Annotated in this window: 18 protein-coding genes; 12 read left to right on the plus strand and 6 right to left on the minus strand. The window is 59.3% G+C overall.

Features of this window, described 5'->3' with window-relative positions; all coding sequences use genetic code 11:
- Positions 1 to 66 precede the first annotated feature (66 nt).
- From ACM62R_RS07350 to ACM62R_RS07370, 5 genes are all read left to right on the plus strand, one after another.
- Entirely contained in the window at positions 67 to 189 is a 123-nt protein-coding gene (locus ACM62R_RS07350; RefSeq protein WP_415183407.1) for a hypothetical protein, read from the plus strand.
- Positions 190 to 261: 72 nt separating this feature from the next.
- A complete protein-coding gene (locus ACM62R_RS07355) occupies positions 262 to 654 on the plus strand; it encodes a hypothetical protein (protein WP_415183408.1) in 393 nt (130 codons plus the stop codon).
- Between the two features lie 325 nt (positions 655 to 979).
- Positions 980 to 1,222: a hypothetical protein gene (locus ACM62R_RS07360; protein WP_415183409.1), complete on the plus strand. Its 243-nt coding sequence runs from the start codon at positions 980 to 982 to the stop codon at positions 1,220 to 1,222.
- Between the two features lie 122 nt (positions 1,223 to 1,344).
- Positions 1,345 to 3,345 carry an acetyl-CoA carboxylase biotin carboxylase subunit gene (locus ACM62R_RS07365; RefSeq protein ID WP_415183410.1) on the plus strand — a complete coding sequence of 667 codons (2,001 nt, stop codon included), beginning with the start codon at positions 1,345 to 1,347 and terminating at the stop codon, positions 3,343 to 3,345.
- Between the two features lie 10 nt (positions 3,346 to 3,355).
- The gene (locus ACM62R_RS07370; protein WP_415183411.1) at positions 3,356 to 4,909 is read left to right on the plus strand and encodes a hypothetical protein; all 1,554 of its coding nucleotides are present in this window, start codon (positions 3,356 to 3,358) and stop codon (positions 4,907 to 4,909) included.
- A 28-nt stretch (positions 4,910 to 4,937) separates the two neighbouring features.
- Here ACM62R_RS07370 and ACM62R_RS07375 read toward each other — a convergent pair whose 3' ends face one another.
- Entirely contained in the window at positions 4,938 to 5,420 is a 483-nt protein-coding gene (locus ACM62R_RS07375; protein ID WP_415183412.1) for a DUF4174 domain-containing protein, read from the minus strand.
- A 271-nt stretch (positions 5,421 to 5,691) separates the two neighbouring features.
- Here ACM62R_RS07375 and scpA point away from each other — a divergent pair, with 271 nt between their 5' ends.
- Positions 5,692 to 7,839, plus strand: a complete 2,148-nt coding sequence (gene scpA, locus ACM62R_RS07380) for a methylmalonyl-CoA mutase (RefSeq protein WP_415183413.1) — start codon at positions 5,692 to 5,694, stop codon at positions 7,837 to 7,839.
- Between the two features lie 49 nt (positions 7,840 to 7,888).
- Here scpA and nhaA read toward each other — a convergent pair whose 3' ends face one another.
- Positions 7,889 to 9,070 carry a Na+/H+ antiporter NhaA gene (gene nhaA, locus ACM62R_RS07385; protein ID WP_415183414.1) on the minus strand — a complete coding sequence of 394 codons (1,182 nt, stop codon included), beginning with the start codon at positions 9,068 to 9,070 and terminating at the stop codon, positions 7,889 to 7,891.
- 227 nt (positions 9,071 to 9,297) lie between these two features.
- Here nhaA and ACM62R_RS07390 point away from each other — a divergent pair, with 227 nt between their 5' ends.
- From ACM62R_RS07390 to ACM62R_RS07400, 3 genes are read left to right on the plus strand one after another with little or no spacing between them, the layout of a single operon-like run.
- Complete coding sequence (locus ACM62R_RS07390) at positions 9,298 to 9,990, plus strand: TerB family tellurite resistance protein (protein WP_415183415.1); 693 nt, start codon at positions 9,298 to 9,300, stop codon at positions 9,988 to 9,990.
- Between the two features lie 11 nt (positions 9,991 to 10,001).
- Complete coding sequence (locus ACM62R_RS07395) at positions 10,002 to 11,015, plus strand: endonuclease/exonuclease/phosphatase family protein (RefSeq protein ID WP_415183416.1); 1,014 nt, start codon at positions 10,002 to 10,004, stop codon at positions 11,013 to 11,015.
- A complete protein-coding gene (locus ACM62R_RS07400; RefSeq protein ID WP_415183417.1) occupies positions 11,012 to 11,416 on the plus strand; it encodes a hypothetical protein in 405 nt (134 codons plus the stop codon). Before ACM62R_RS07395 ends, ACM62R_RS07400 begins: the two co-directional genes overlap by 4 nt.
- Here ACM62R_RS07400 and ACM62R_RS07405 read toward each other — a convergent pair.
- The 4 genes from ACM62R_RS07405 to ACM62R_RS07420 are packed head-to-tail and all read right to left on the minus strand — an operon-like array spanning position 11,413 to position 16,978.
- Positions 11,413 to 12,954, minus strand: coding sequence for a Ppx/GppA family phosphatase (locus ACM62R_RS07405; RefSeq protein WP_415183418.1), 1,542 nt, complete (start codon positions 12,952 to 12,954; stop codon positions 11,413 to 11,415). The genes ACM62R_RS07400 and ACM62R_RS07405 overlap by 4 nt on opposite strands.
- Before the next feature lie 40 nt (positions 12,955 to 12,994).
- Positions 12,995 to 15,160, minus strand: a complete 2,166-nt coding sequence (locus ACM62R_RS07410) for an RNA degradosome polyphosphate kinase (protein ID WP_415183419.1) — start codon at positions 15,158 to 15,160, stop codon at positions 12,995 to 12,997.
- 51 nt (positions 15,161 to 15,211) lie between these two features.
- Complete coding sequence (locus tag ACM62R_RS07415) at positions 15,212 to 15,886, minus strand: chromosomal replication initiator DnaA (protein ID WP_415183420.1); 675 nt, start codon at positions 15,884 to 15,886, stop codon at positions 15,212 to 15,214.
- The gene (locus ACM62R_RS07420; protein ID WP_415183421.1) at positions 15,887 to 16,978 is read right to left on the minus strand and encodes an AI-2E family transporter; all 1,092 of its coding nucleotides are present in this window, start codon (positions 16,976 to 16,978) and stop codon (positions 15,887 to 15,889) included.
- A gap of 144 nt (positions 16,979 to 17,122) precedes the next feature.
- Between ACM62R_RS07420 and proS the strand changes: the two genes are divergently transcribed.
- From proS to ACM62R_RS07435, 3 genes are all read left to right on the plus strand, one after another.
- The gene (proS, locus tag ACM62R_RS07425) at positions 17,123 to 18,460 is read left to right on the plus strand and encodes a proline--tRNA ligase (RefSeq protein ID WP_415183422.1); all 1,338 of its coding nucleotides are present in this window, start codon (positions 17,123 to 17,125) and stop codon (positions 18,458 to 18,460) included.
- 147 nt (positions 18,461 to 18,607) lie between these two features.
- Positions 18,608 to 19,753: a cytochrome-c peroxidase gene (locus ACM62R_RS07430; protein ID WP_415183423.1), complete on the plus strand. Its 1,146-nt coding sequence runs from the start codon at positions 18,608 to 18,610 to the stop codon at positions 19,751 to 19,753.
- A gap of 140 nt (positions 19,754 to 19,893) precedes the next feature.
- The coding region (locus ACM62R_RS07435; RefSeq protein WP_415183424.1) for an ABC transporter permease at positions 19,894 to 20,831 on the plus strand (938 nt) is incomplete at its 3' end.

Raw genomic sequence — 20,831 nt, forward strand, 5'->3', positions numbered from 1 at the left:
TTTGAATCATGGGCGGTGTGGTGCAGGAAAAACCGGCATCAGAAACCGCAAGGACAGGAGACTGGAATGTCGAAAAAGGTTTTGCTTTCGTTTGCAATGGTTGCTTTCGTCGCTGCTTGTGCAGCCAAGACCGAACCGGTCGTGGACGAAGTCACTGTCGAACCGACCTATACCGGTAAGTACAAGTAATAAAAATCCGGGGCGGGCTTCCGGGCCCGCTCCGCTTTGCCCGCGCCCGAACCTGTTACAGGAGGGTGCAAGATGCTGAAACACAGGGCTTTTCCCGGGCGCTTGCCGGGAACGGATTTTCAATTCGTCATTCGACGCGCTAGCCATGCCAAGGGCATATCAAAACTGATCGCGCGCGAACGTTTCCGGGACCGCGCCCCCGCAGACCGCCGGGCCGATGCCGGCTTTATGGCCGCGCTCTGGAACCATTTTGGCGAAGAACCCTTTGAAAGAGGAAATCTTGATGCGGGGCGGCTATCATGGCTGTTTGGCCGTGAGGTGGTGCCCGCCGAAGAGCCATTTGATCCGGCCAGTTACGAGGCGCTGCTAAAGATCAACGTGCAGCGCGCGATGGTGTCATTCCCCGAGGTGTTCGCGGCAGATGCAGCCCCGGGCTTGGGTGAAGACGAGGACGATTGGGCATGATTTCGCCAAGCGTCCTTCGCGACTGGCAAATTGCCGCCGAACACCTTTTGGCGCGCAAATCCGACTTTGCCATCCCGTTGGGCACAGCGCATGCTGACCGGGCGAACGAGGCGCTACACGGATCCTCGCTTCGTTTTTGTCAAGTCCGTATCCCTTCCCTATCCCTCTGGCCTGATCCCGTTAGGATCAGGCAGCTTTTTGCGGTTAGGCAAAGGTTTGCCGATCGCCCGATCACAGTTTCGCGGAGCGTCTTTTTCCGCTTTCGTCTTTGGGGGGAATGGCTAGAGTCGGCCAAGATAAAAACCCCTGAAAGAGGCAGTATTCCATGTTCAAGATATCTCTCGCTGCGGCAGCCCTGGCCACCTTCGCCTTGGCTGGCTGTTCAGATCCCTACTATGGCGGTGGTAATTCACCGACCAATTCGGCGGCAATGCGCACCATCGGTGGCGCCGCTGCGGGCGCTGTCATTGCCGACGCAACCGGCGGCAGCAAGACCAAAGGCGCGCTTATCGGTGCCGTCGCGGGCGGTGTGTCCTGCGGCGTTCCGGGCCTGCCTGCCTGCTACTGATCTGATCCGCCGCGCCTTCTGCGCGGCCAAAGTTCCATTCATAGGCCATCCGGGGGCAACCGCCCTTCGGGTGGCCTTTTCGCATTTGGCCCGATTTGGGCACGACTGAGGGGGAAAGCGCCTTGTTCAAGAAAATCCTGATCGCCAACCGGGGTGAGATTGCCTGCCGTGTGATCAAATCAGCAAAGAAAATGGGGATCAAGACGGTGGCGGTCTATTCTGACGCCGACGCCAACGCGCTGCATGTGAAGATGGCCGATGAGGCGGTTCACATCGGCCCGCCGCCCGCGAACCAATCCTATATCGTGATCGACAAGATCATGGAGGCCATTCGCCAGACCGGCGCCGAGGCGGTTCACCCCGGATACGGATTTCTTAGCGAAAACATGAATTTCGCCGCTGCACTTGAGGCAGAAGGCGTGGTGTTCATAGGCCCCCCCAGCCCCGCGATTGAGGCAATGGGTGACAAGATCACCTCTAAGAAGCTGGCGATGGAGGCAGGTGTGTCGACCGTGCCGGGCTATATGGGCCTGATCGCGGATGCCGATGAGGCGGTGACGATCTCGAACCAGATCGGCTATCCGGTGATGATCAAGGCCTCTGCCGGGGGTGGCGGCAAGGGTATGCGCATTGCCTGGAACGATACCGAGGCGCGCGAGGGCTTTGAGTCGTCAAAAAACGAGGCGGCCAACAGCTTTGGGGATGACAGGATCTTTATTGAAAAGTTCGTCACACAGCCGCGCCATATTGAAATTCAGGTGCTGGCTGATCAGCACGGAAACTATGTCTATCTGCACGAACGGGAATGTTCGATTCAGCGCCGCAACCAGAAGGTCATCGAAGAGGCGCCTTCGCCGTTTCTGGATGCCGCAACCCGCAAGGCAATGGGCGAACAGGCCTGTGCCCTGGCGCGCGCGGTGGGCTATACCAGTGCAGGCACAGTAGAATTCATCGTCGACGGCGATCGCAATTTCTATTTTCTTGAAATGAACACCCGGCTTCAGGTCGAACACCCGGTGACTGAACTGATCACCGGCGTTGATCTGGTCGAGCAGATGATCCGTGTTGCCAATGGCGAGCCGCTGCCCTTCAGGCAGGAGGATCTGAAAATCAACGGCTGGGCGATGGAATGCCGCCTATATGCCGAAGACCCCTACCGCAACTTTCTGCCGTCGATCGGGCGGTTGACCCGCTATCGCCCGCCCGTGGAAGGGCCGACGGCGCAGGGCATTGTGCGTAACGACACCGGCGTTTTCGAGGGCGGTGAGATCAGCATGTATTACGACCCGATGATCGCCAAGCTCTGCACATGGGCACCGACCCGCGCGCAGGCGATCGAGGAAATGCGGATCGCGCTGGATACGTTTGAGGTCGAGGGCATCGGCCATAACCTGCCCTTCGTCGGCGCGGTGATGGATCATCCGCGGTTTGTGTCGGGCGACATTACCACCGCTTTCATAGATGAAGAATACCCCGACGGGTTTCAGGGTGCGACCTTGGCCGAAGACCTGCTGCGGCGCATCGCGGCGGCAACAGCAGCGATGAATCGCGTGGCGGAGATACGACGCTCGCGCATATCAGGGCGCTTGGGAAATCATGAACGCCTGATCGGAGATGATTGGGTTGTTACGCTTCAGGGCACTGAATACAAAGTTAAAATTGCGGCTGACCCCGATGGTGCGACGGTTAGCTTCGCCGGGGGTGGCGGGCATCGGGTCACATCTGACTGGACGCCGGGGCAAGCGCTGGCGCGGCTGAAAGTGGACGGTGATCCGCTCGTGCTCAAGGTTGGTAAGATACCCGGTGGTTTTCGTATCCGAAGCCGGGGCGCCGATCTCAAGGTGCATGTACGCAGCCCGCGTCAGGCGGAACTTGCGCGCCTGATGCCGGAAAAACTGCCCCCAGATACATCGCGCTTTTTGTTGTGCCCGATGCCCGGCCTGATCGTTAAAATCAACGTGGCTGAGGGTGACGAAATTCAGGAAGGGCAGGCGCTGGCCACGATCGAGGCGATGAAGATGGAAAATACCCTACGCGCCGAAAAGAAGGGTGTGGTCAAGAAAATCAATGCGACACCGGGTACCAGTCTGCGCGTTGACGAAGTGATCATGGAGTTTGAATGACATGACGGCGGTGCCACAAATCCGACGCGTCGGCCTTGATCTGCCTGTGCTTGCCGCACTGGCGGCGGGCGCAGGGTTCGTGGCGCTGCAACTTTGGGCGTTCACGCTGGCGGGGGTGTTCGAATACCCGCTGGATGACGTCTATATTCACCTCGCGATGGCCGCAAACATGGTGCAGGGCACCTACGGGATAAATGCGGGTGAACCGGCCTCGGCGGCGTCGTCCATTCTCTATCCGGTTCTGCTGATGCCCTTTGCGGGGACCGAGGTGCAACGGCTGCTGCCGCTGCTTTGGAACGGGGTTGCGCTGGTGTTTTGCGGCTGGCTTTGGGGGCGCGCGCTGGTGATGGGCGGCCTTTCGGGTGGTGTGGGGGTTGCGCTGGCGTTGCTGGGGCCGCTGGCGCTGAACATGCCCGGCGTTGGCTATACAGGTATGGAGCATACGCTTCACACGGCCGCCAGTTTGGCGACGGTGCTGGGGCTGGCCATCTTCCTGCGCGAGGGGCGTGTTGCCCCCTGGTTTGTGCTGGCGGTCGTTGTGGCGCCGTTGTTCCGGCTTGAGGGGCTGGCGCTGTCGCTTCTGGCGGCGGGTGTGGTGGCGGTCCGTGGGCAGTTGCGGTCCGGTGTGATGCTGGGGCTGGCTGTGGTGGTGCCGGTGTTGGCCTTTGCGGCGTTTTTGATGGGGCTGGGATTGGCACCGCTACCCGGGTCTGTCCTGGCGAAGGTGGGGCTGGCGGCGCCACTGGGTAGCGGACTGATGCGGCTGGTGATGGCGGTCAAGGTCAATCTTTCTACCCCGCCCGGGCAGTTGCTGGCGGTGCTGACAATGCTCTGTGCGTTGCTTCCCCTGGCCCTGAGCGGGCGCCGCAGGCCCGAGATATGGTTGCTGGCGGTGGTGGCCGTGGCCGGGGTGGCGCATTTGCTGGCTGGACAGATTGGCTGGATGCACCGCTATGAGCATTACATCATTGCGGCGCAAATCACCGCGATGGTGATATCGACCAAAGGCGTAACCGGACCGCGCGCCGCATGGCGTTGGCGGGCGATGTTGGGCTTTTTGCTGGCCATTGCTGCCTTGGCTTTCTGGCCTAAAGTTGCGCAGCGTTATATCTGGAACACCCGCGCCGTATATTTGCAGCAAACGCAGATGGGGCGTTTTGTGCAAGGTTGGCTGAAAGCGCCCGTCGCGATCAATGATCTGGGGCGCATTGCCTGGGGTAACCCCGATTACGTCCTTGATCTTTATGGCTTGGCTTCACCGAAGGTGCTTGAACTGCGCCTTAGTGGCGATACGCCCAAGGGATGGGCCGCCCCTCTGGCACAAAGCAAAGGGGCGCAGATGGCGATCATCTACGACAGGTGGTTTGAAACGGCCATGGGCCCCGATTGGCGTCGCCTTGCCGTATTGCGGATGGATCCGTATCGCGGTGCGTTAGGGGGGGGTGAGGTGTCCTTTTATGCCACTGACCCGTCGCTTGCACCGGCGCAACTGGCGCTGCTGCGTGATTTCGCCCCGACATTACCCGCCGGCGCCTATTTGTCATTTGAGGCGGGGACACAATGATGGCGGCGTGCGTCGATCTACCCGCCCGCTATCCGCCTGCGCCGCTAAGCCCGCTGCGGATTTCCTCGCGCCGCAGTGGCATCTTGTCTATTGCCCGGGTGATTTCGCGCACGTCCCAAGGTATGGGCTTGCGAAATCCGACGGTGCCGTCTTTTTCAATCAGCACCAGTGAAAACCCGCGCGGGCGCAGTGTTTCGCGAACCGATGATTTTGCGGCAGGGTCGCTATCCGCGATCACGACCACGTCGCGCGCAACAAGATCGGGCCAGCGTGCCGCCAACAGGCGCAGCTGTTCGCCAAATGCCGGGTCGGCGGGGCTGTTCGCAAAAACCACAAGCGGGCGCTTTTCCCAAAGAAAACCTTCCAGATCAACGCTTTGGGCATCCAGTGGCATGAACTCTACTGCTTGGGGTTGTTCTGACGCGGCGGGGTCCGGCAGGCCGGGGGCCCCTTGGGCCGCCAAGGCAAACGGAAAAAATGCAGCGATTGTAAGGCTAAGGGCGCGGTTCATCGGATCTCCTTCTTGCAACGATATAGGCACTAGGACGCGCCGGGGCAAAGCCAGACCTGCCGCTTTTGTTGAAAAAGCGACCTTTGTGCCGCCTGCTCCATGTTTGTTCATCCCGGGCGCACGAATTAATCGTGGACTTCGGATCGTGCCGCGGGGAGGGGGGCGATTTGGAGGGCGATATGTTTGAAAACATACCCAAGGCCGTTTTTACCAAGAATGCTGTCGGCATCCCGGACAGATCCGGGGATGACCAAGAAGAAAGGAACCCGCTATGACCAACCAAATAGAGCCCATCCCATTGGACGACTGGGTCAAGCTGGCCAGAAAAGAGCTACGCGACCGCCCGTTTGACAGCCTGACCTGGAATACTCTGGAAGGGATCCCGGTAAAGCCGCTTTACACCGCCGAGGACGTGGCCGACCTGCCGCATATGGGCACGCTGCCGGGGTTGGAACCCTTTACGCGCGGTGTGCGCGCGACAATGTATGCCGGGCGGCCCTGGACGATCCGGCAATACGCGGGCTTTTCCACCGCCGAGGCCAGCAACGCCTTTTACCGCAAGGCACTGGCCGCCGGGCAACAAGGCGTGTCGGTGGCCTTCGATCTGGCCACCCACCGCGGCTATGACAGCGATCATCCGCGCGTGGTGGGTGATGTCGGCAAGGCCGGGGTGGCGATTGACAGCGTTGAGGACATGAAGATCCTGTTTGACGGGATCCCGCTGGAAAAAGTCAGTGTCTCCATGACGATGAACGGCGCGGTTATCCCTGTTCTGGCCAGTTTTATCGTTACCGGAGAAGAGCAGGGCGTTGACCGCAGCCTGCTGTCTGGCACCATTCAGAACGATATTCTGAAGGAATTCATGGTCCGCAACACCTATATCTACCCGCCCGAACCCTCGATGCGGATCATTGCGGATATCATTGAATATACGGCGGCAGAAATGCCCAAGTTCAACTCGATCAGCATCAGCGGCTATCACATGCAGGAGGCGGGGGCGAACCTCGTGCAAGAGCTGGCCTATACGCTGGCCGATGGGCGCGAATATGTGCGCGCGGCAATTGAACGGGGGATGGATGTCGATGCCTTTGCCGGGCGGCTCTCGTTCTTTTTTGCGATCGGGATGAACTTTTTCATGGAGGCCGCAAAGCTGCGCGCCGCCCGCATGCTTTGGCACCGGATCATGACCGAGTTTGGCGCGAAAAAAACCGGCAGTCTGATGTTGCGGACGCATTGTCAGACCTCGGGCGTATCGTTGCAAGAACAAGACCCCTATAACAATGTCGTGCGCACCGCCTATGAGGCCATGGCGGCGGCATTGGGCGGCACGCAAAGCCTGCACACCAACGCACTGGACGAAGCGATTGCTCTTCCGACCGAGTTTTCTGCCCGGATCGCGCGCAATACCCAGCTGATATTGCAGGAAGAAACCGGCATTACAAATGTCGTCGATCCGCTGGCCGGCAGCTATTATGTCGAAAAGCTGACCCATGATCTGGCAGAAAAAGCCTGGGCCTTGATGGAAGAGGTCGAGGCAATGGGCGGGATGACCAAAGCCGTTGCCACCGGCATGCCGAAACTGCGGATCGAAGAAACCGCTGCGCGCCGTCAGGCCATGATTGATCGTGGCGAAGAGGTGATCGTGGGCGTCAACAAATACCGTCTGGCGCAGGAAGACCCGATCGACATTCTTGATATCGACAACGTTGCGGTGCGCGAAAGCCAGATTGCACGGTTGAACAAGATGCGCGAGACCCGCGATTCCGCAGCCTGTGACGCAGCATTGACAGAGTTGACGCGCCGCGCCTCGGAAGGTGGAAATCTGTTGGAGGCAGCTGTTTCGGCTGCAAGGGCGCGTGCCAGCGTAGGAGAGATCAGCATGGCGATGGAAAAGGTTTTCGGGCGTCACCGCGCCGAAGTGAAAATGCTGGCCGGGGTTTATGGCGCCGCCTATGAGGGCGACGATGGTTTTGCCGCGATCCAAAAGGATGTGGAAGCCTTTGCCGAAGAAGAAGGCCGCCGCCCGCGTATGCTGGTGGTGAAAATGGGCCAGGATGGCCATGATCGGGGCGCCAAGGTCATTGCTACCGCCTTTGCAGATATCGGCTTTGATGTAGACGTGGGGCCGCTGTTCCAGACCCCCGAAGAGGCCGCGCAGGACGCCGTTGACAACGATGTGCATGTGATCGGGATGTCGTCGCAGGCGGCAGGGCACAAGACCCTCGCGCCGAAGCTGATCGAGGCACTGGAGGCCAGAGGCGCAGGCGATATCCTGGTGATCTGTGGCGGCGTCATTCCGCAGCAGGATTATGATTATCTGAAACGCGCGGGCGTGAAGGCCATCTTTGGGCCGGGAACCAATATCCCGACGGCCGCGCGCGATATCATGACGCTTATTCGCAAGACCCGGCAGAGCTGAAAAAAGCGGGGGCGAAATGCCCCCGCCCTGTTCTACTGACCTTTGGCCCTTAGGCTGGATTGACTTCTGTTTGCTTGGCTGCGGCAACACGCAAAATGGTATAGCCCAGGATTGCTGAAATCACTGACCCTGACAGCACCCCCAACCGCACAGCATTCATGTAGTGCCCCTCGGCAAAGGTAAGCGACCCAATAAACAGCGACATCGTGAACCCGATCCCGGCAAGGCAGGAAATACCCCAAACCTGGGTCCAACTGGCACTATCGGGCAGCTTTGCCACACCAAAGCGGACTAGGATCCATGTCATCCCAAAGACCCCGATCTGCTTGCCCAGCACAAGGCCCGCGGCGATACCTATGGGAAGCGTTTCAGCCAAATCCGCCAGCGTAAGGCCGCGCAAAACAACGCCTGCGTTGGCAAAGGCAAAGATCGGCACGATCAGGAAATAGACGTAGGGCGTCAGCGCATCCTCAATCGCATGCAAGGGCGATTTTCCAAACCGGTCTGTCAGCGGTACGAAGAATGCGGTGATAACCCCGGCCAGCGTTGCATGGACGCCCGATTTCAGCACCAGCACCCATAGCACGATGCCCAGCAGGTAGATCGGCGCCATCCGGTGCAAGCCCACACGATTGGCCCACCATAGAATTGCCAGCGGGATCAGCGCCAACCCCAGATAGGTCAGGTTCAGATGCTCGGTATAAAACAACGCAATAATAAGGATTGCGCCGAGATCGTCCAAAATTGCCAATGTCAGCAGAAAAATCTTTAGCGAGGACGGAACGCGCCGCCCCAATAGCGCCATCAACCCGACCGCAAAGGCGATATCGGTTGCAGCAGGGATTGCCCAACCGTGAATCGTTTCTGGATGGCTGTAGTTGAACAGCAGATAAATAAACGCAGGTGCGGCCATGCCGCCAAGCGCTGCCATACCCGGTAGCATTACATCAGCCGGGTTGCGCAGCTTACCCTCCAGCACTTCGCGTTTCAGCTCCAGACCAACCAGAAAGAAGAAAATAGCCATCAACCCATCGTTAATCCACAAGATCAATGGTTTTGATAACCCCTGATCATCCAGAAGGATCGACAGTTTCATCTCTAGAATGCCGTGGTAAACCGCACTAAAGCCACTGTTGGCGACCAAAAGGGCCAATAATGCTGTCAGCATCAGCAGGACGCCCCCCGACGCCTCATGTCGAAAGAAGCGGGTCAGGGCGTGAACTAACAGCATATCAGACCTTTCGGATACATGGGATCGAGGCGGAACATGCAGCATATGGCAGTGATTTTCAATGACATGATGCGCTTTTAGCCGTCTTGGGCTGAAGAAGAGGCAGATTTGCAGCCCTTGGCGGATTATGGGCGCGCCGGGCGTGGTTCTGGTGCAAAAGACGCGCTACAAGATGCGGCCTGTGAAAATCGGGTTTCTACTGTTTCGCCCTATGCTAAAGTATACCTATGGATAAACCTGCCTCACTGTGGACCCGCATCTATGACGCCTTTGCCGCCTTGTCGCGTGGCGAAGGGCTGTCAGCGATATTCGAGCCATTACGCACCCCGCCCGAACGTTCCGTTGCCTTTACCATCGCGGTAATCGCCTTGGGCGCCAAGATGGCAAAGGCCGATGGGCGCGTCACCCGCGACGAGGTTGCCGCCTTTCGCGAAGTGTTCTCAGTTCCCCCCACAGAGGAGGCAAATGCCGCGCGCGTGTTCAATTTGGCCCGCACCGATGTTGCTGGTTTTGATGCCTGGGCACATAAGATCGCCGCGATGTTCGGCCCCGGTAATGAGGTGCTGAAGGACGTCATGGAGGGGCTTTTCTTCATAGCCATGGCAGATGGTCACTATCACGCCTGCGAGGATGAATTCCTGCGCGAGGTGGCGCGAATATTTGGCCTTGAGGAATGTTGCTTTGAATCGCTGCGCGCAAGCTTTGTGCCCGATGCAGCGCCTGATCCGTGGCAGGTTCTGGGGGTGCCGTCCAACACGCCCCTGGACCAGGTCCGTGCGGCCTGGCGTGATCTGGTGCGCGAAACCCACCCCGACCGTGCCCTGGCGCGGGGCCTGCCGCCCGAGGCGGTAAAACTGGCAGAACGGCGCCTGATCGCGCTGAACCGCGCCTGGGATGAGGTATCGCGGCGCGCGGCATAAAGGGACACATCATGCGGATCGCCACCTATAACGTTGAATGGTTTTCCAATCTTTTTGACCGTTATGGCAAGCTGCTGGAGGATGACGAATGGTCGGCGCGCTATCAGGTGACGCGGGCCCAGCAGTTGGGGGCGCTGGGGATTGTCTTTACCGCGCTTGATGCCGATGTGGTGACGGTGATTGAGGCCCCCGATGACAACCGCCGCCGCCATACAGTTGCCATGCTGGAGCGGTTCGCCCGTCACTTCGGCTTGCGCACCCGGCGGGCGCTTTTGGGCTATTCCAATGAGACGCAACAGGAAATCGCGCTCCTTTATGACCCTGATAAAGTCTCTGCGGTGCATGATCCGCAAGGCGATGGCGGGGCCAGCCCGCGTTTTGATACAAGCTACCGGATCGACCTGAACACCGACGCCGATCCTGAAACCGTCACCTTTTCAAAGCCACCGCTTGAGGTGGCTCTGACCACACCAGAGGGGCGCGAGTTGCGCTTGATTGGCGTTCACATCAAATCAAAAGCCCCGCATGGCGCGACAAGCCCCGAAAACGCCACACGGATCGCCATTGAAAACCGTCGCAAGCAACTGGCGCAATGCATCTGGCTGCGCGCCCGTGTTGACGAACATCTTGACGCCGGTGACAGCCTGATCGTGCTGGGTGATTTCAATGATGGGCCGGGTATTGACGAATACGAAAAGCTGTTCGGTCGGTCCGGTGTCGAGATTGTTCTAGGCGAACATGTAGACCAGTCCCGGCGCCTGCGCGACCCCAACGCGCGGCTGTCACGCGGGCGCCCGACCTCGGCTGCGCCCGCATCGGCGCGGTTTTATCTGCCTGAGGCGGGGCAGTTTTTCTCTGCCATGCTGGATTATGTGATGCTGTCACCGGATCTGTGCGCCGATGCCCCGAAATGGCGGATCTGGCACCCGTTTGATGACCCCGCCTGCTACCGTGTCCCAGAACTGCGCGAGGCGTTGTTGCAGGCGTCTGACCATTTTCCGGTTTCGGTGGATATTTCGCTATGACCCCTGATATTTCGCGCCGGATCAGCTATATTGAGGGAATGAAACGATTTTTGCCGCCATTATTTGCCCTGATCCTGGCCGCGCCGCTGATGGCTGACGAACCGCCCCCGGGGGAGGTGGATCAAGGCATGGGCCTGATCGAGCAGGGCACGCAACTGCTGTTGCGCGGCTTGATCAGCGAAATGGGTCCAGCGTTGCAAGAAATGCAGAAGGGTCTGGAAGGCGCCATGGCCGAGATGGAGCCTGCGCTGCGTCATCTGGCCGCGATGCTGGGGGATATCCGCAACTATGAGGCACCGGTGAAACTGCCCAATGGTGACATTCTGATCCGCCGGAAACCGGATTCCCCGCGCCCTGATATGGAAATCATCCCCGGTCCACGCGGCGAGATCGAGCTTTAGCGTCCATGCACCACCGACTCTGCCTTAAGGGCGGCGGCAAGCGACAGGAATCGCGCCTCAGCCACCTCTCCGAATAACCCGACGCCATGTTTTGTAAGGCTCAGCTCCAGCAAATTGCGCGTTGGGTATAGCGTCAGGGCACCGGCATTCTGCGGCGAGTGGATCGCAAACATGGCACCAAAACGCATGGCTTTGCCCAACACCTCAGCCTCTTGCAACTGGGTGTCCGACAATAGCCCAAAGATCGGAGCCATAGCCGAACCCGTGCGCGAATTCTTGTAGCGGTGCAACAGCGCCAACCCCAAAAACACCCGCTCAGGGTGTGAAAGCGCCCCCATGTTGGCGCGTGTCACATTGTCAAAACAGGCCTCCGCCCGGTAATCGGGGTGGGCGCGCCAAGTGGTGTCATGCAAAAGGCACGCGGCCTTGACCAGCCGCAACTGCGCGTCGGTTGCAGTGGCAAACACCGGCTGGATAAATCCGAACAGCTTTTTGCCGAACCCCGGCATCCGTGCCATGGTGCGTTCGGCGTGGCGGCAAGCCTCCAGCAGCGGATCGCGCCGCCGCAATCTGTCGGGCATCTGCTCATAAAGCAGGCCTTCGCGGATACCGTAGGACGATATGGCGATTTCTTTGGGGGTGAACTGATGCATCAATTCACGCAACACCTGACTGGCCAATGGCACCAACGCCATCCGTGCCGCAGATGTTCCGGTGCGGGACCTTAGCTGGTTGATGTCGTTCTTTTCTATCCACGATACGGTTTGTAACACGGATTCCGGGTCTATCCGATATTCGTGCAACACCGTCATCGGGTATTTTCGCCGCTCCATGTCGAGGCGCGCGATTGCGCGCCAACTGCCACCGACCAGATAGATCCGATCATGGTCGCGGCCCATCTGATCCGCTAGATCGCCCATCAGGTTGCGGATGTGTGCCGTGATTTGTTTCTTTCCGCCCTTGATCATTTGCAACCTGAATGGCCCCAATGGCGAGGTGCTGCGCCGCCCAACTTGTCCATTTCGAACTTCGGCCAGTTCCATTGAGCTGCCGCCGATGTCGCAGACCAGGCCCTCGGCCTCGGGCCAGCCCAACAGCACGCCTTGCGCCGAAAGGCGTGCTTCTTCCTGCCCGTCGATGACGTGCAGCTTTAACCCGGTTTCCTTTTCCGCCAGCTTGCGGAATTCAGGACCGTCGGCTGCTTCGCGCATGGCAGCGGTCGCGACACAGGTCAGCGGCTCGATGCCCATTCCCTTCGCCAAAAGCGCGAACCGCCGCAGTGCCGATAGTGCGCGCTCGCGCCCCTGCGGGCTAAGGCGCCCGGTTTCGGCCAATCCCTGACCCAGTCCCGCCATTACCTTTTCGTTGTAAAAATACGCAGGCGAGCGTGCCGCCCCGTCAAACACCACCATCCGAACCGAGTTTGACCCCACATCGACCACCCCAACCCGCGCAAGCGCGCGGGGCGATGCGCTATCAAAAATCGACCGGCCAAATGGGTCCCAATCGTCGCTTTGGCTGCGGGGCTTTGCGGTCATTGGCTTCCTTTATTTCGCTATTGGCACGCATCCTTAGCGCCTATTCAAGGCTATGGGCAAGCTTTGGTACATCTTTCGCGCCTGCGGAACCACGCCCGGAAAGTGACGGGTTTTCCATGAAGAACCGATGGCAATTGAAATAATCCGACTTGCCGTCGGGCATGTGCCGGATGAATTTGCCGCCGGGTTGCAAGATCCAGCTTTGTGCCTCATCGGCCATGTTGGCGGCCATGATCTGACTGACGATCTGTGCTTTTACCGTATCATTCCTGGCCTCGACCAGAGTTTCCACGCGCCGATTCAGATTGCGACCCATCCAATCGGCCGATGAAAAGAACACCCGTGCCTTTTTGGCAGGCAAGCCGTGGCCATTGCCAAAGCACACGATCCGGCTGTGCTCCAAAAACCGACCGACGATGGATTTTACCCGAATGTTTTCGCTTAACCCATTGATTCCTGGTCGTAATCCACAGATACCCCGGACGATCAGGCTGATTTTTACCCCTGCTTTTGACGCTGCATATAACGCGTCGATTACTTCCGGGTCGATCAGGCTGTTCATCTTGGCCCAGATTTCCGCAGGGCGACCTGCGCTGGCAAACTCGGCTTCTCGGCTGATCAGTTCTAGAAGGCGGGGTTTTAGCGTAATGGGAGAAATGGCTATGTTTTCAAGCCCTTCGGGCTGAACATAGCCCGATAGATAGTTGAACACCTTGGTCGCATCCCGGCCCAAGGCCGCATCGCAGGTAAAAAACGACAAATCGGTATAAATGCGCGCGGTAATGGGGTGGTAATTGCCGGTTCCGTAATGGGTATAGGTGACCAGCGTGTCCCCTTCGCGGCGCACCACGGTGCTGATTTTCGCGTGGGTCTTGTAGTTGATAAATCCGTAAACCACATGCGCGCCTGACCGCTCCAGCCGCCGCGATTGGCGAATATTGGCGGCCTCGTCAAAGCGGGCTTTCAATTCAACCAAGGCAGTTACGGATTTACCGGCCTCGGCGGCTTCGCAAAGGGCGCTGACAATCGGGCTGTCGCGCGACGTGCGATAGAGCGTTTGTTTTATGGCCAGGACGTTCGGGTCTGCGGCCGCCTGCGTCAAAAACCTGATCACCATGTCAAACGTTTCATAGGGGTGATGCAACAGCATGTCTTTTTGACGGATCGCGGCGAACATATCGCCATGATGGTCCTGCACCCGTTCGGGAACGCGCGGCGTGAAACTGGGCCAGAGCATCTCGGGGCGATCACCCAAGACCAGTTCCTTTAGGTCCGCAATACCCAGCAACCCTTTTACTTCAACCACTTCGTCGGGGTTGACGCCCAGTTCATCCATGACCAGGGCGCGCAACCCTTCGGGGGCGCCAGCGGTGATTTTCATGCGGATGACCTGCCCGCGGCGCCGCCGTTTCAGCGCCGTTTCAAATTCGCGGACAAGGTCTTCGGCCTCATCTTCAACCTCAAGATCGCTATCGCGCAGCACCCGGAAGGCACAGTGCCCGGTATCGCGGTAGCCCGGAAACAGGGACGAAAGATGAAGTAAAAGCAGCTCTTCCAAGGGCAAAAACCGCGCCTTGCCGGGTAGGCGTACGAAACGATCAATCTGTTGCGGGATCGGTAGCAAGGCTTGCAGCCGGCGGCCATCGGTTTCGCGTTGCAACTGAAGCGCAAGGCAGAACCCAAGATTGGGAATAAAGGGAAACGGGTGGGCCGGATCAATAGCCAATGGGGAAAGCACTGGGAATACTTTGTTGAGAAAGTGCTCTTTCAGGTAGGTTTCGTCGCGCTTTGTCAGCTTTGAACGTGTCAAAAGAACTATTCCGTTTGCCTCCATCTCGCGCTTGATCTTGTTCCAGCAGACCTGTTGGGTGCCAATCAGAAGGCGGGCATCAGCGTTGATCAGGACCAGTTGTTCGGCAGGCGATAACCCGTCATGCGACGGCGTCACGTTGCCCTCGCGGACCAGCTCGCGCAGGCCGGCCACGCGAACGGTATAAAATTCGTCAAGGTTGGTGGCCGAGATTGATAAAAAGCGTAGTCGTTCCAGCAGCGGCACGCGCGGATTTTTGGCCTCGTCCAGAACCCGCCAGTTAAAGGCAAGCCACGATAATTCGCGGTTGAAAAACCGCGACGGGCCCAAGATGACCTCGGGGGGCATTTCGACCGGGGCGGGGTAGGGCGTCTTTAGGAAATCAGCCTGTGTCATGATGCGCTTATGAGTTGGTTTGATAGCCGGGGCTACACCACCTTGCGGCGCTCAGGGCAGAGTGTCCAGCACTTCGGCGGCCAAAACGCGGGTTACGGGCGCCCCCTTTTGCAGTGCCTTTGCATCCAGCGCAGCGACAATCTGGCGTGCGGTGGCAAATGATCGGTCGATGCGGGTTACCAGCCAGGGAATAAGGGTAGGCGTCACCGCGATTTGACGGTCGGCAAAAAGTTTGACCAGCACAGCCGCCAGAAGTGCATCGTCGGGCGGGTCCAGCCGCACTGTGGCAGCCGCCTGCATCCGGCTGGAAAGATCGGGCAGGCTTAGCGCCCAGTCGCGCGGTGGGGTTTGCGCCGTAACCAGCAATAGCCCCGCGTCGGCGCCCAAAAGATTGTGCAGGTGAAACAGGGCCGCCTCGGCCTGTGGCAGGCCGCCGATCTGATGCGCATCCTCGACCACAACGGCGCGCGCAGAGGCCAGTTGTGGCGCCGTGTCCGCCCTAAGCTCTGCAGCCCGTACCAGAGATGCGCCATGGGTATCGGCCCAAATCTGCGCCAAATGGCTTTTGCCCGCGCCCTCTGGGCCGATCAACACCAGTTTGCCCAATGGCCAGGTTTCCGGTGCATCCAGCGTTGCCAGTGCCAGCGCATTCGAGGGCGCGATAAAGAAGTCTTCGCGCCCCTGCGCCGCGCGCAAAGGCAAGTCGAAGGTCAGTTGATATTCCACTCAGTCCGTGTCCTTTTGCGCCTGTTGGCTGATGGTTGGATGGTCAAGCCCCTGATAAAGCATGCTATTTAGATAGCGTGCCGTGCTAAAGCGGATCAATACCCCAATCACTGCGGCTACCGGCACCGCCACCAACATCCCTACAAACCCGAACAGCGTGCCAAAGGCCGATAGCGCAAAGATCAGCCACAGCGGATGCAACCCGACCGAGTTTCCGACCAGACGTGGGGTAATCACATTCCCCTCTAAAAACTGGCCCAACCCAAAAATACCGACAACCAACCCGATATTCAACCATTCACCCCAAAACTGAAATAATGCCAAACCGATCGCCAACGCCCCGCCGATCAGCGCCCCGACGTAGGGAATGAAGGTGATCGCCCCCGCAACAGCCCCGACGATCAGCCCGAATTGCAGCCCCGCCAGCATCAGCGTGACCGAATAAAACACCCCCATCGCAAGACAGACTGACACCTGGCCGCGCACAAAAGCCGATAGCACGCGGTCAATATCGCCGGCAATCTGGCGGACAACCGGCGCGTGGTCACGCGGCAGCAGCCCATTGGTTTTTGCGACGATCCGGTCCCAATCCAGCAGCATGTAAAACGCTACCACCGGCACCACGACGACGAACACCACCGCGTTCACCACCCCGATTGCAGAAGACAAGACCCCGCTGACCAGCTCTCCACCGCGCGCCTTCACCGCTTCGCCCAAACTCAAAAGCGTATCGCGCAGAACCGAGCCGTCCTCCATGATCGAGGGAAACTTTGAGGTCAAGAAACCCTGTAATCGGTGTGCAATCTCAGGGGTGATGGCAATCAACTGTGAAAGCTGGCGCGCGAGGCTTGGCAGGATCAGTAGCGCCGCCACCACAAAGACCAGCACCGCGACCAGCGCGATCAGCGTGGTGGCCATGACCCGGCTTAGCCCGGCGCGTTCCAGCCGGTCGGCAATCGGGTCCATGAAATAGGCTATGGCACCGCCTACCAGAAAAGGCAGGATCACATCGCCAAGGCCCCACAACAGAATAAAGAACACCGCCAGCGCGATGCCCCAGTATGTTGCCTGATGCCGCACCGGCAATGCCATGAAACCGCCCCCGAAAATCTGCCGCGACTTTGCCCCAGTGCGGCCCGCGTTGCAAGCCGCTGTCCCAATGCAGGGGTGCCGCAACCCTTGCCTGCCAGATTTGTATCGCATAGACGAAAGACAAGCTTTTTGCATGAGGTTCCGATGCGCCTGTCCCGCTATTTTCTGCCCGTTCTAAAGGAAAACCCCGCCGAGGCACAGATTGTCAGCCACCGGCTGATGCTGCGCGCGGGGATGATCAAGCAACAGGCCGCCGGAATTTATTCCTGGCTGCCGCTGGGGTTTCGTGTGCTTAAACGGATCGAGCAGATCGTGCACGAAGAACAGGTCCGCGCGGGGCACATCCCGCTTTTGATGCCGACGCTGCAATCGGCGGATCTGTGGCGCGAAAGCGGGCGTTATGATGACTATGGGCAGGAAATGCTACGCATCAAGGACCGCCAGGACCGCGACCTGCTTTATGGTCCGACCAATGAGGAAATGATCACCGACATTTTTCGCAGCCATATCAGCAGCTACAAAGACCTGCCGCTGACGCTTTATCACATCCAGTGGAAGTTCCGTGATGAGATGCGCCCCCGGTTTGGCGTCATGCGGGGCCGCGAATTCCTGATGAAGGACGGCTATAATTTTGACCTGACGCGCGAAGACGCGCTGCACGCCTATAACCGCCATCTGGTCAGCTATCTGCGCACCTATGAGCGCATGGGCCTGCAAGCCATTCCGATGCGCGCCGACAGTGGCCCGATCGGTGGCGAGAATACGCATGAGTTTCTGGTATTGGCTGATACCGGCGAATCCGAAGTGTTCTATGACAGCGCCGTGACCGATATCCGCCTTGGCGCGCGTGACATCGACTATGATGACAAGGCGCAATGCCAGGCCGTGATGGAGGAATTTACCGCCCGTTACGCCCGCACCGACGAAACCCACGATGAGGCCGTCTTCAACCAGATCCCCGAAGAACGCCGCCGTTCGGCCCGCGGTATCGAGGTGGGGCAGATCTTTTACTTTGGCACCAAATACTCCGAGGCGATGGGGGCCAACGTTGTCACCCCCGATGGTAGTAGGGTGCCGGTTGAAATGGGTAGCCACGGGATTGGCGTTTCGCGCCTGCTGGGCGCGATCATTGAGGCCAGCCACGACGATAAAGGGATCATCTGGCCCGAGGGTGTGACCCCGTTCCCCTGTGGGATTGTCAACCTAAAGCAAGGCGATGCGGGCACCGATGCGGCCTGCGACAGCCTATATAAGGCGCTGGTCAAAGCCGGGTTGGAGCCGCTTTACGATGATCGCGACGAACGTGCCGGGGCAAAGTTCGCGACGATGGATCTGATCGGCCTGCCGTGGCGCATCACGGTCGGGCCGCGCGGTCTGGCCAATGGCGTGGTTGAACTGACCTCGCGTCGCACCGGAATCAGCGAAGAAATGACCGCCGATGCCGCCGTTGCCCGCGTGGCCGAAATCTACGCAACCGTCTGATACGGCCGATCTTTGTTTTGGGGCGGGGGCTTTCGGTATTGTTTGGCCTTTTCGGGGCAAAGCTAAATTGTCAGGTATTGACTTGCATCCGCCCACGACCTTGTGCAAAACGGCGTCATGATGCGTGACAGGGCTGGCGCTATGGGCATGAAAACAGTCATTCTGACGCTGCTGGGCCTTGGCCTGGCACAGCCCATGGGCGCCGAAACCGCCACACCCTATGACACGCTGGAAGCCTGGGGCGAGGCGCTGTTTTTTGACACCAACCTCTCGGCCAACCGCACCCAAGCCTGTGCGACCTGCCATTCGCCGGACTTCGCCTTTACCGATCCGCGCGAAACTGCTGCCGGGCGGGCGGTGTCATTGGGCGATGACGGGGTGTCGCTGGGGGATCGCAATGCGCCAACGGCGGCCTACGCCCGCTTTTCACCGCCGTTTCAGCAAGGTGAGAATAGCCAATGGAAAGGCGGTCAGTTCCATGATGGCCGCGCCGGAGGCCTTGCTGATCAGGCCAAGGGCCCGCCCCTGAACCCGATCGAGATGGGCATGGCAACCGCCGCTGATGTGGCCGCTCGTCTGGCCGAAAACCCCCGTTACGCGGCTACGCTGACCGCGCTTACAGGCGCAGATGCAGTGGCCGACCCGGAGGAAATGTTCAACGTCGCAGCCGACGCTATCGCCGCGTTTGAGGCAACCCCGGAATTCGCGCCGTTCAGCAGTAAATACGACCGATTTTTGCGTGGAGAAATCAAGTTAAGCGATCAAGAAGAGCTGGGCCGCGTTCTGTTCTTTTCGCAGCAGTTTACCAATTGCAACATTTGTCACCAGTTGAACGCGGCTCCTCTGGCTTTGGAAGAGACGTTTTCGAACTATGAATATCATAACATCGGCACCCCGCCGAACCTTGCCGCGCGTGCCCTGAACGGTGTTGCGCCCGGCCATATCGACCACGGCCTGCTTGATAATCCCGCCATCACCGACCCGGCCCAAGACGGCAAGTTCAAGGTGCCCACGCTACGCAACGTTGCCGTGACCGGCCCCTATATGCATAACGGCGTTTTTGCAGACCTGCGCACCGTGGTTTTGTTTTACAACAAATACAACTCGAGGCGGCCCGCGCGTCAGATCAACCCCGAAACAGGCAGCACCTGGGCCGCGCCCGAGGTGCCGGGTACGTTGTCATTGACCGAACTTGAACACGGGCCCCCGCTGGATGACGCGCGCATCGACGCGCTGGTGGCGTTTCTTGAGACGCTGACCGACGCGCGATACGAGCCGCTTTTGACGGATTGACGCCCCACCAGAGCGCCTCAAGGGCTTGGGCCGGAAATAGCAAGCCAACCGGGACGCAAGCGTGATCGTTTTGCCGTTCGGCCACCCTTGACCTTTCCCATTACCCCGGCCAGTTTCGCCGCGACCTAAGGAAGAACCGTATGGCCAGCCGCACCGCGCCGTTTTCACGCTTTGAGTTCATGATCGCGTGGCGCTATCTGCGCGCGCGCCGCGCCGAGGGCGGGGTCTCGGTGATGACCTGGATCAGCCTGATCGGCATCACGTTGGGGGTGGCGGCGCTGATCGCCACGCTGGCGGTGCGGGCGGGCTTTCGGGCGGAATTTGTCGATACAATTCTGGGGTCAAATGCGCATGTCACCCTCTATTCGGCGGCGGCTCCTAATGAGGCGGGGCAGAACTCGGCCCTGATGACCGACTATGAGGCGCGTGCGGAACGCATTCGCGCTGTGGCCGGGGTCACACGGGCCGCGCCACTGATCCGGGGGCAGGCGATGCTGACCTTTGGTGATCGCTCGAACGTGGCCGAAGTTTATGGCATCTCGCTTGATGATCTGAAAACCATCCCGCGTGTGGCAAATCCGGAAACCGCACTGGGCGACCTTGGGCGTTTTGGCGAGGGTATCGCCATCGGGTCTGGTATCGCGCGCGAACTGGGCGTCAGTCTGGGCGACCGGGTTCGGGTGATTTCGCCCAACGGCGCGCGCACCGCCTTTGGCACCAGCCCGCGCGTCAATGCCTATGAGGTGGTCTATATCTTTACCGCCGGACGCTGGGACATTGACCGTACCCGCGTCTATATGCCCTTCACCGAGGCGCAGAGCTATTTCAACCGCGAAGGTGGCGCCGATGAGATCGAAGTTTATGTCACCGATCCAGAACGCGTTGACGACTGGGCCGCGCCGCTGTTTCAGGCCGGGGGCGACGGCACGTTGCTGTGGACGTGGCGCGATAGTTCGGGCGGCTTTTTGCGCGCGCTGGACATTGAGGACAACGTGATGTTCGTGATCCTGTCGATCCTTGTTTTGATTGCGGCGATGAACATCACCTCGGGGTTGATCATGCTGGTCAAGAACAAGGG

Source organism: Phaeovulum sp. (genome assembly GCF_047638075.1).
Classification (GTDB): domain Bacteria; phylum Pseudomonadota; class Alphaproteobacteria; order Rhodobacterales; family Rhodobacteraceae; genus UBA6197.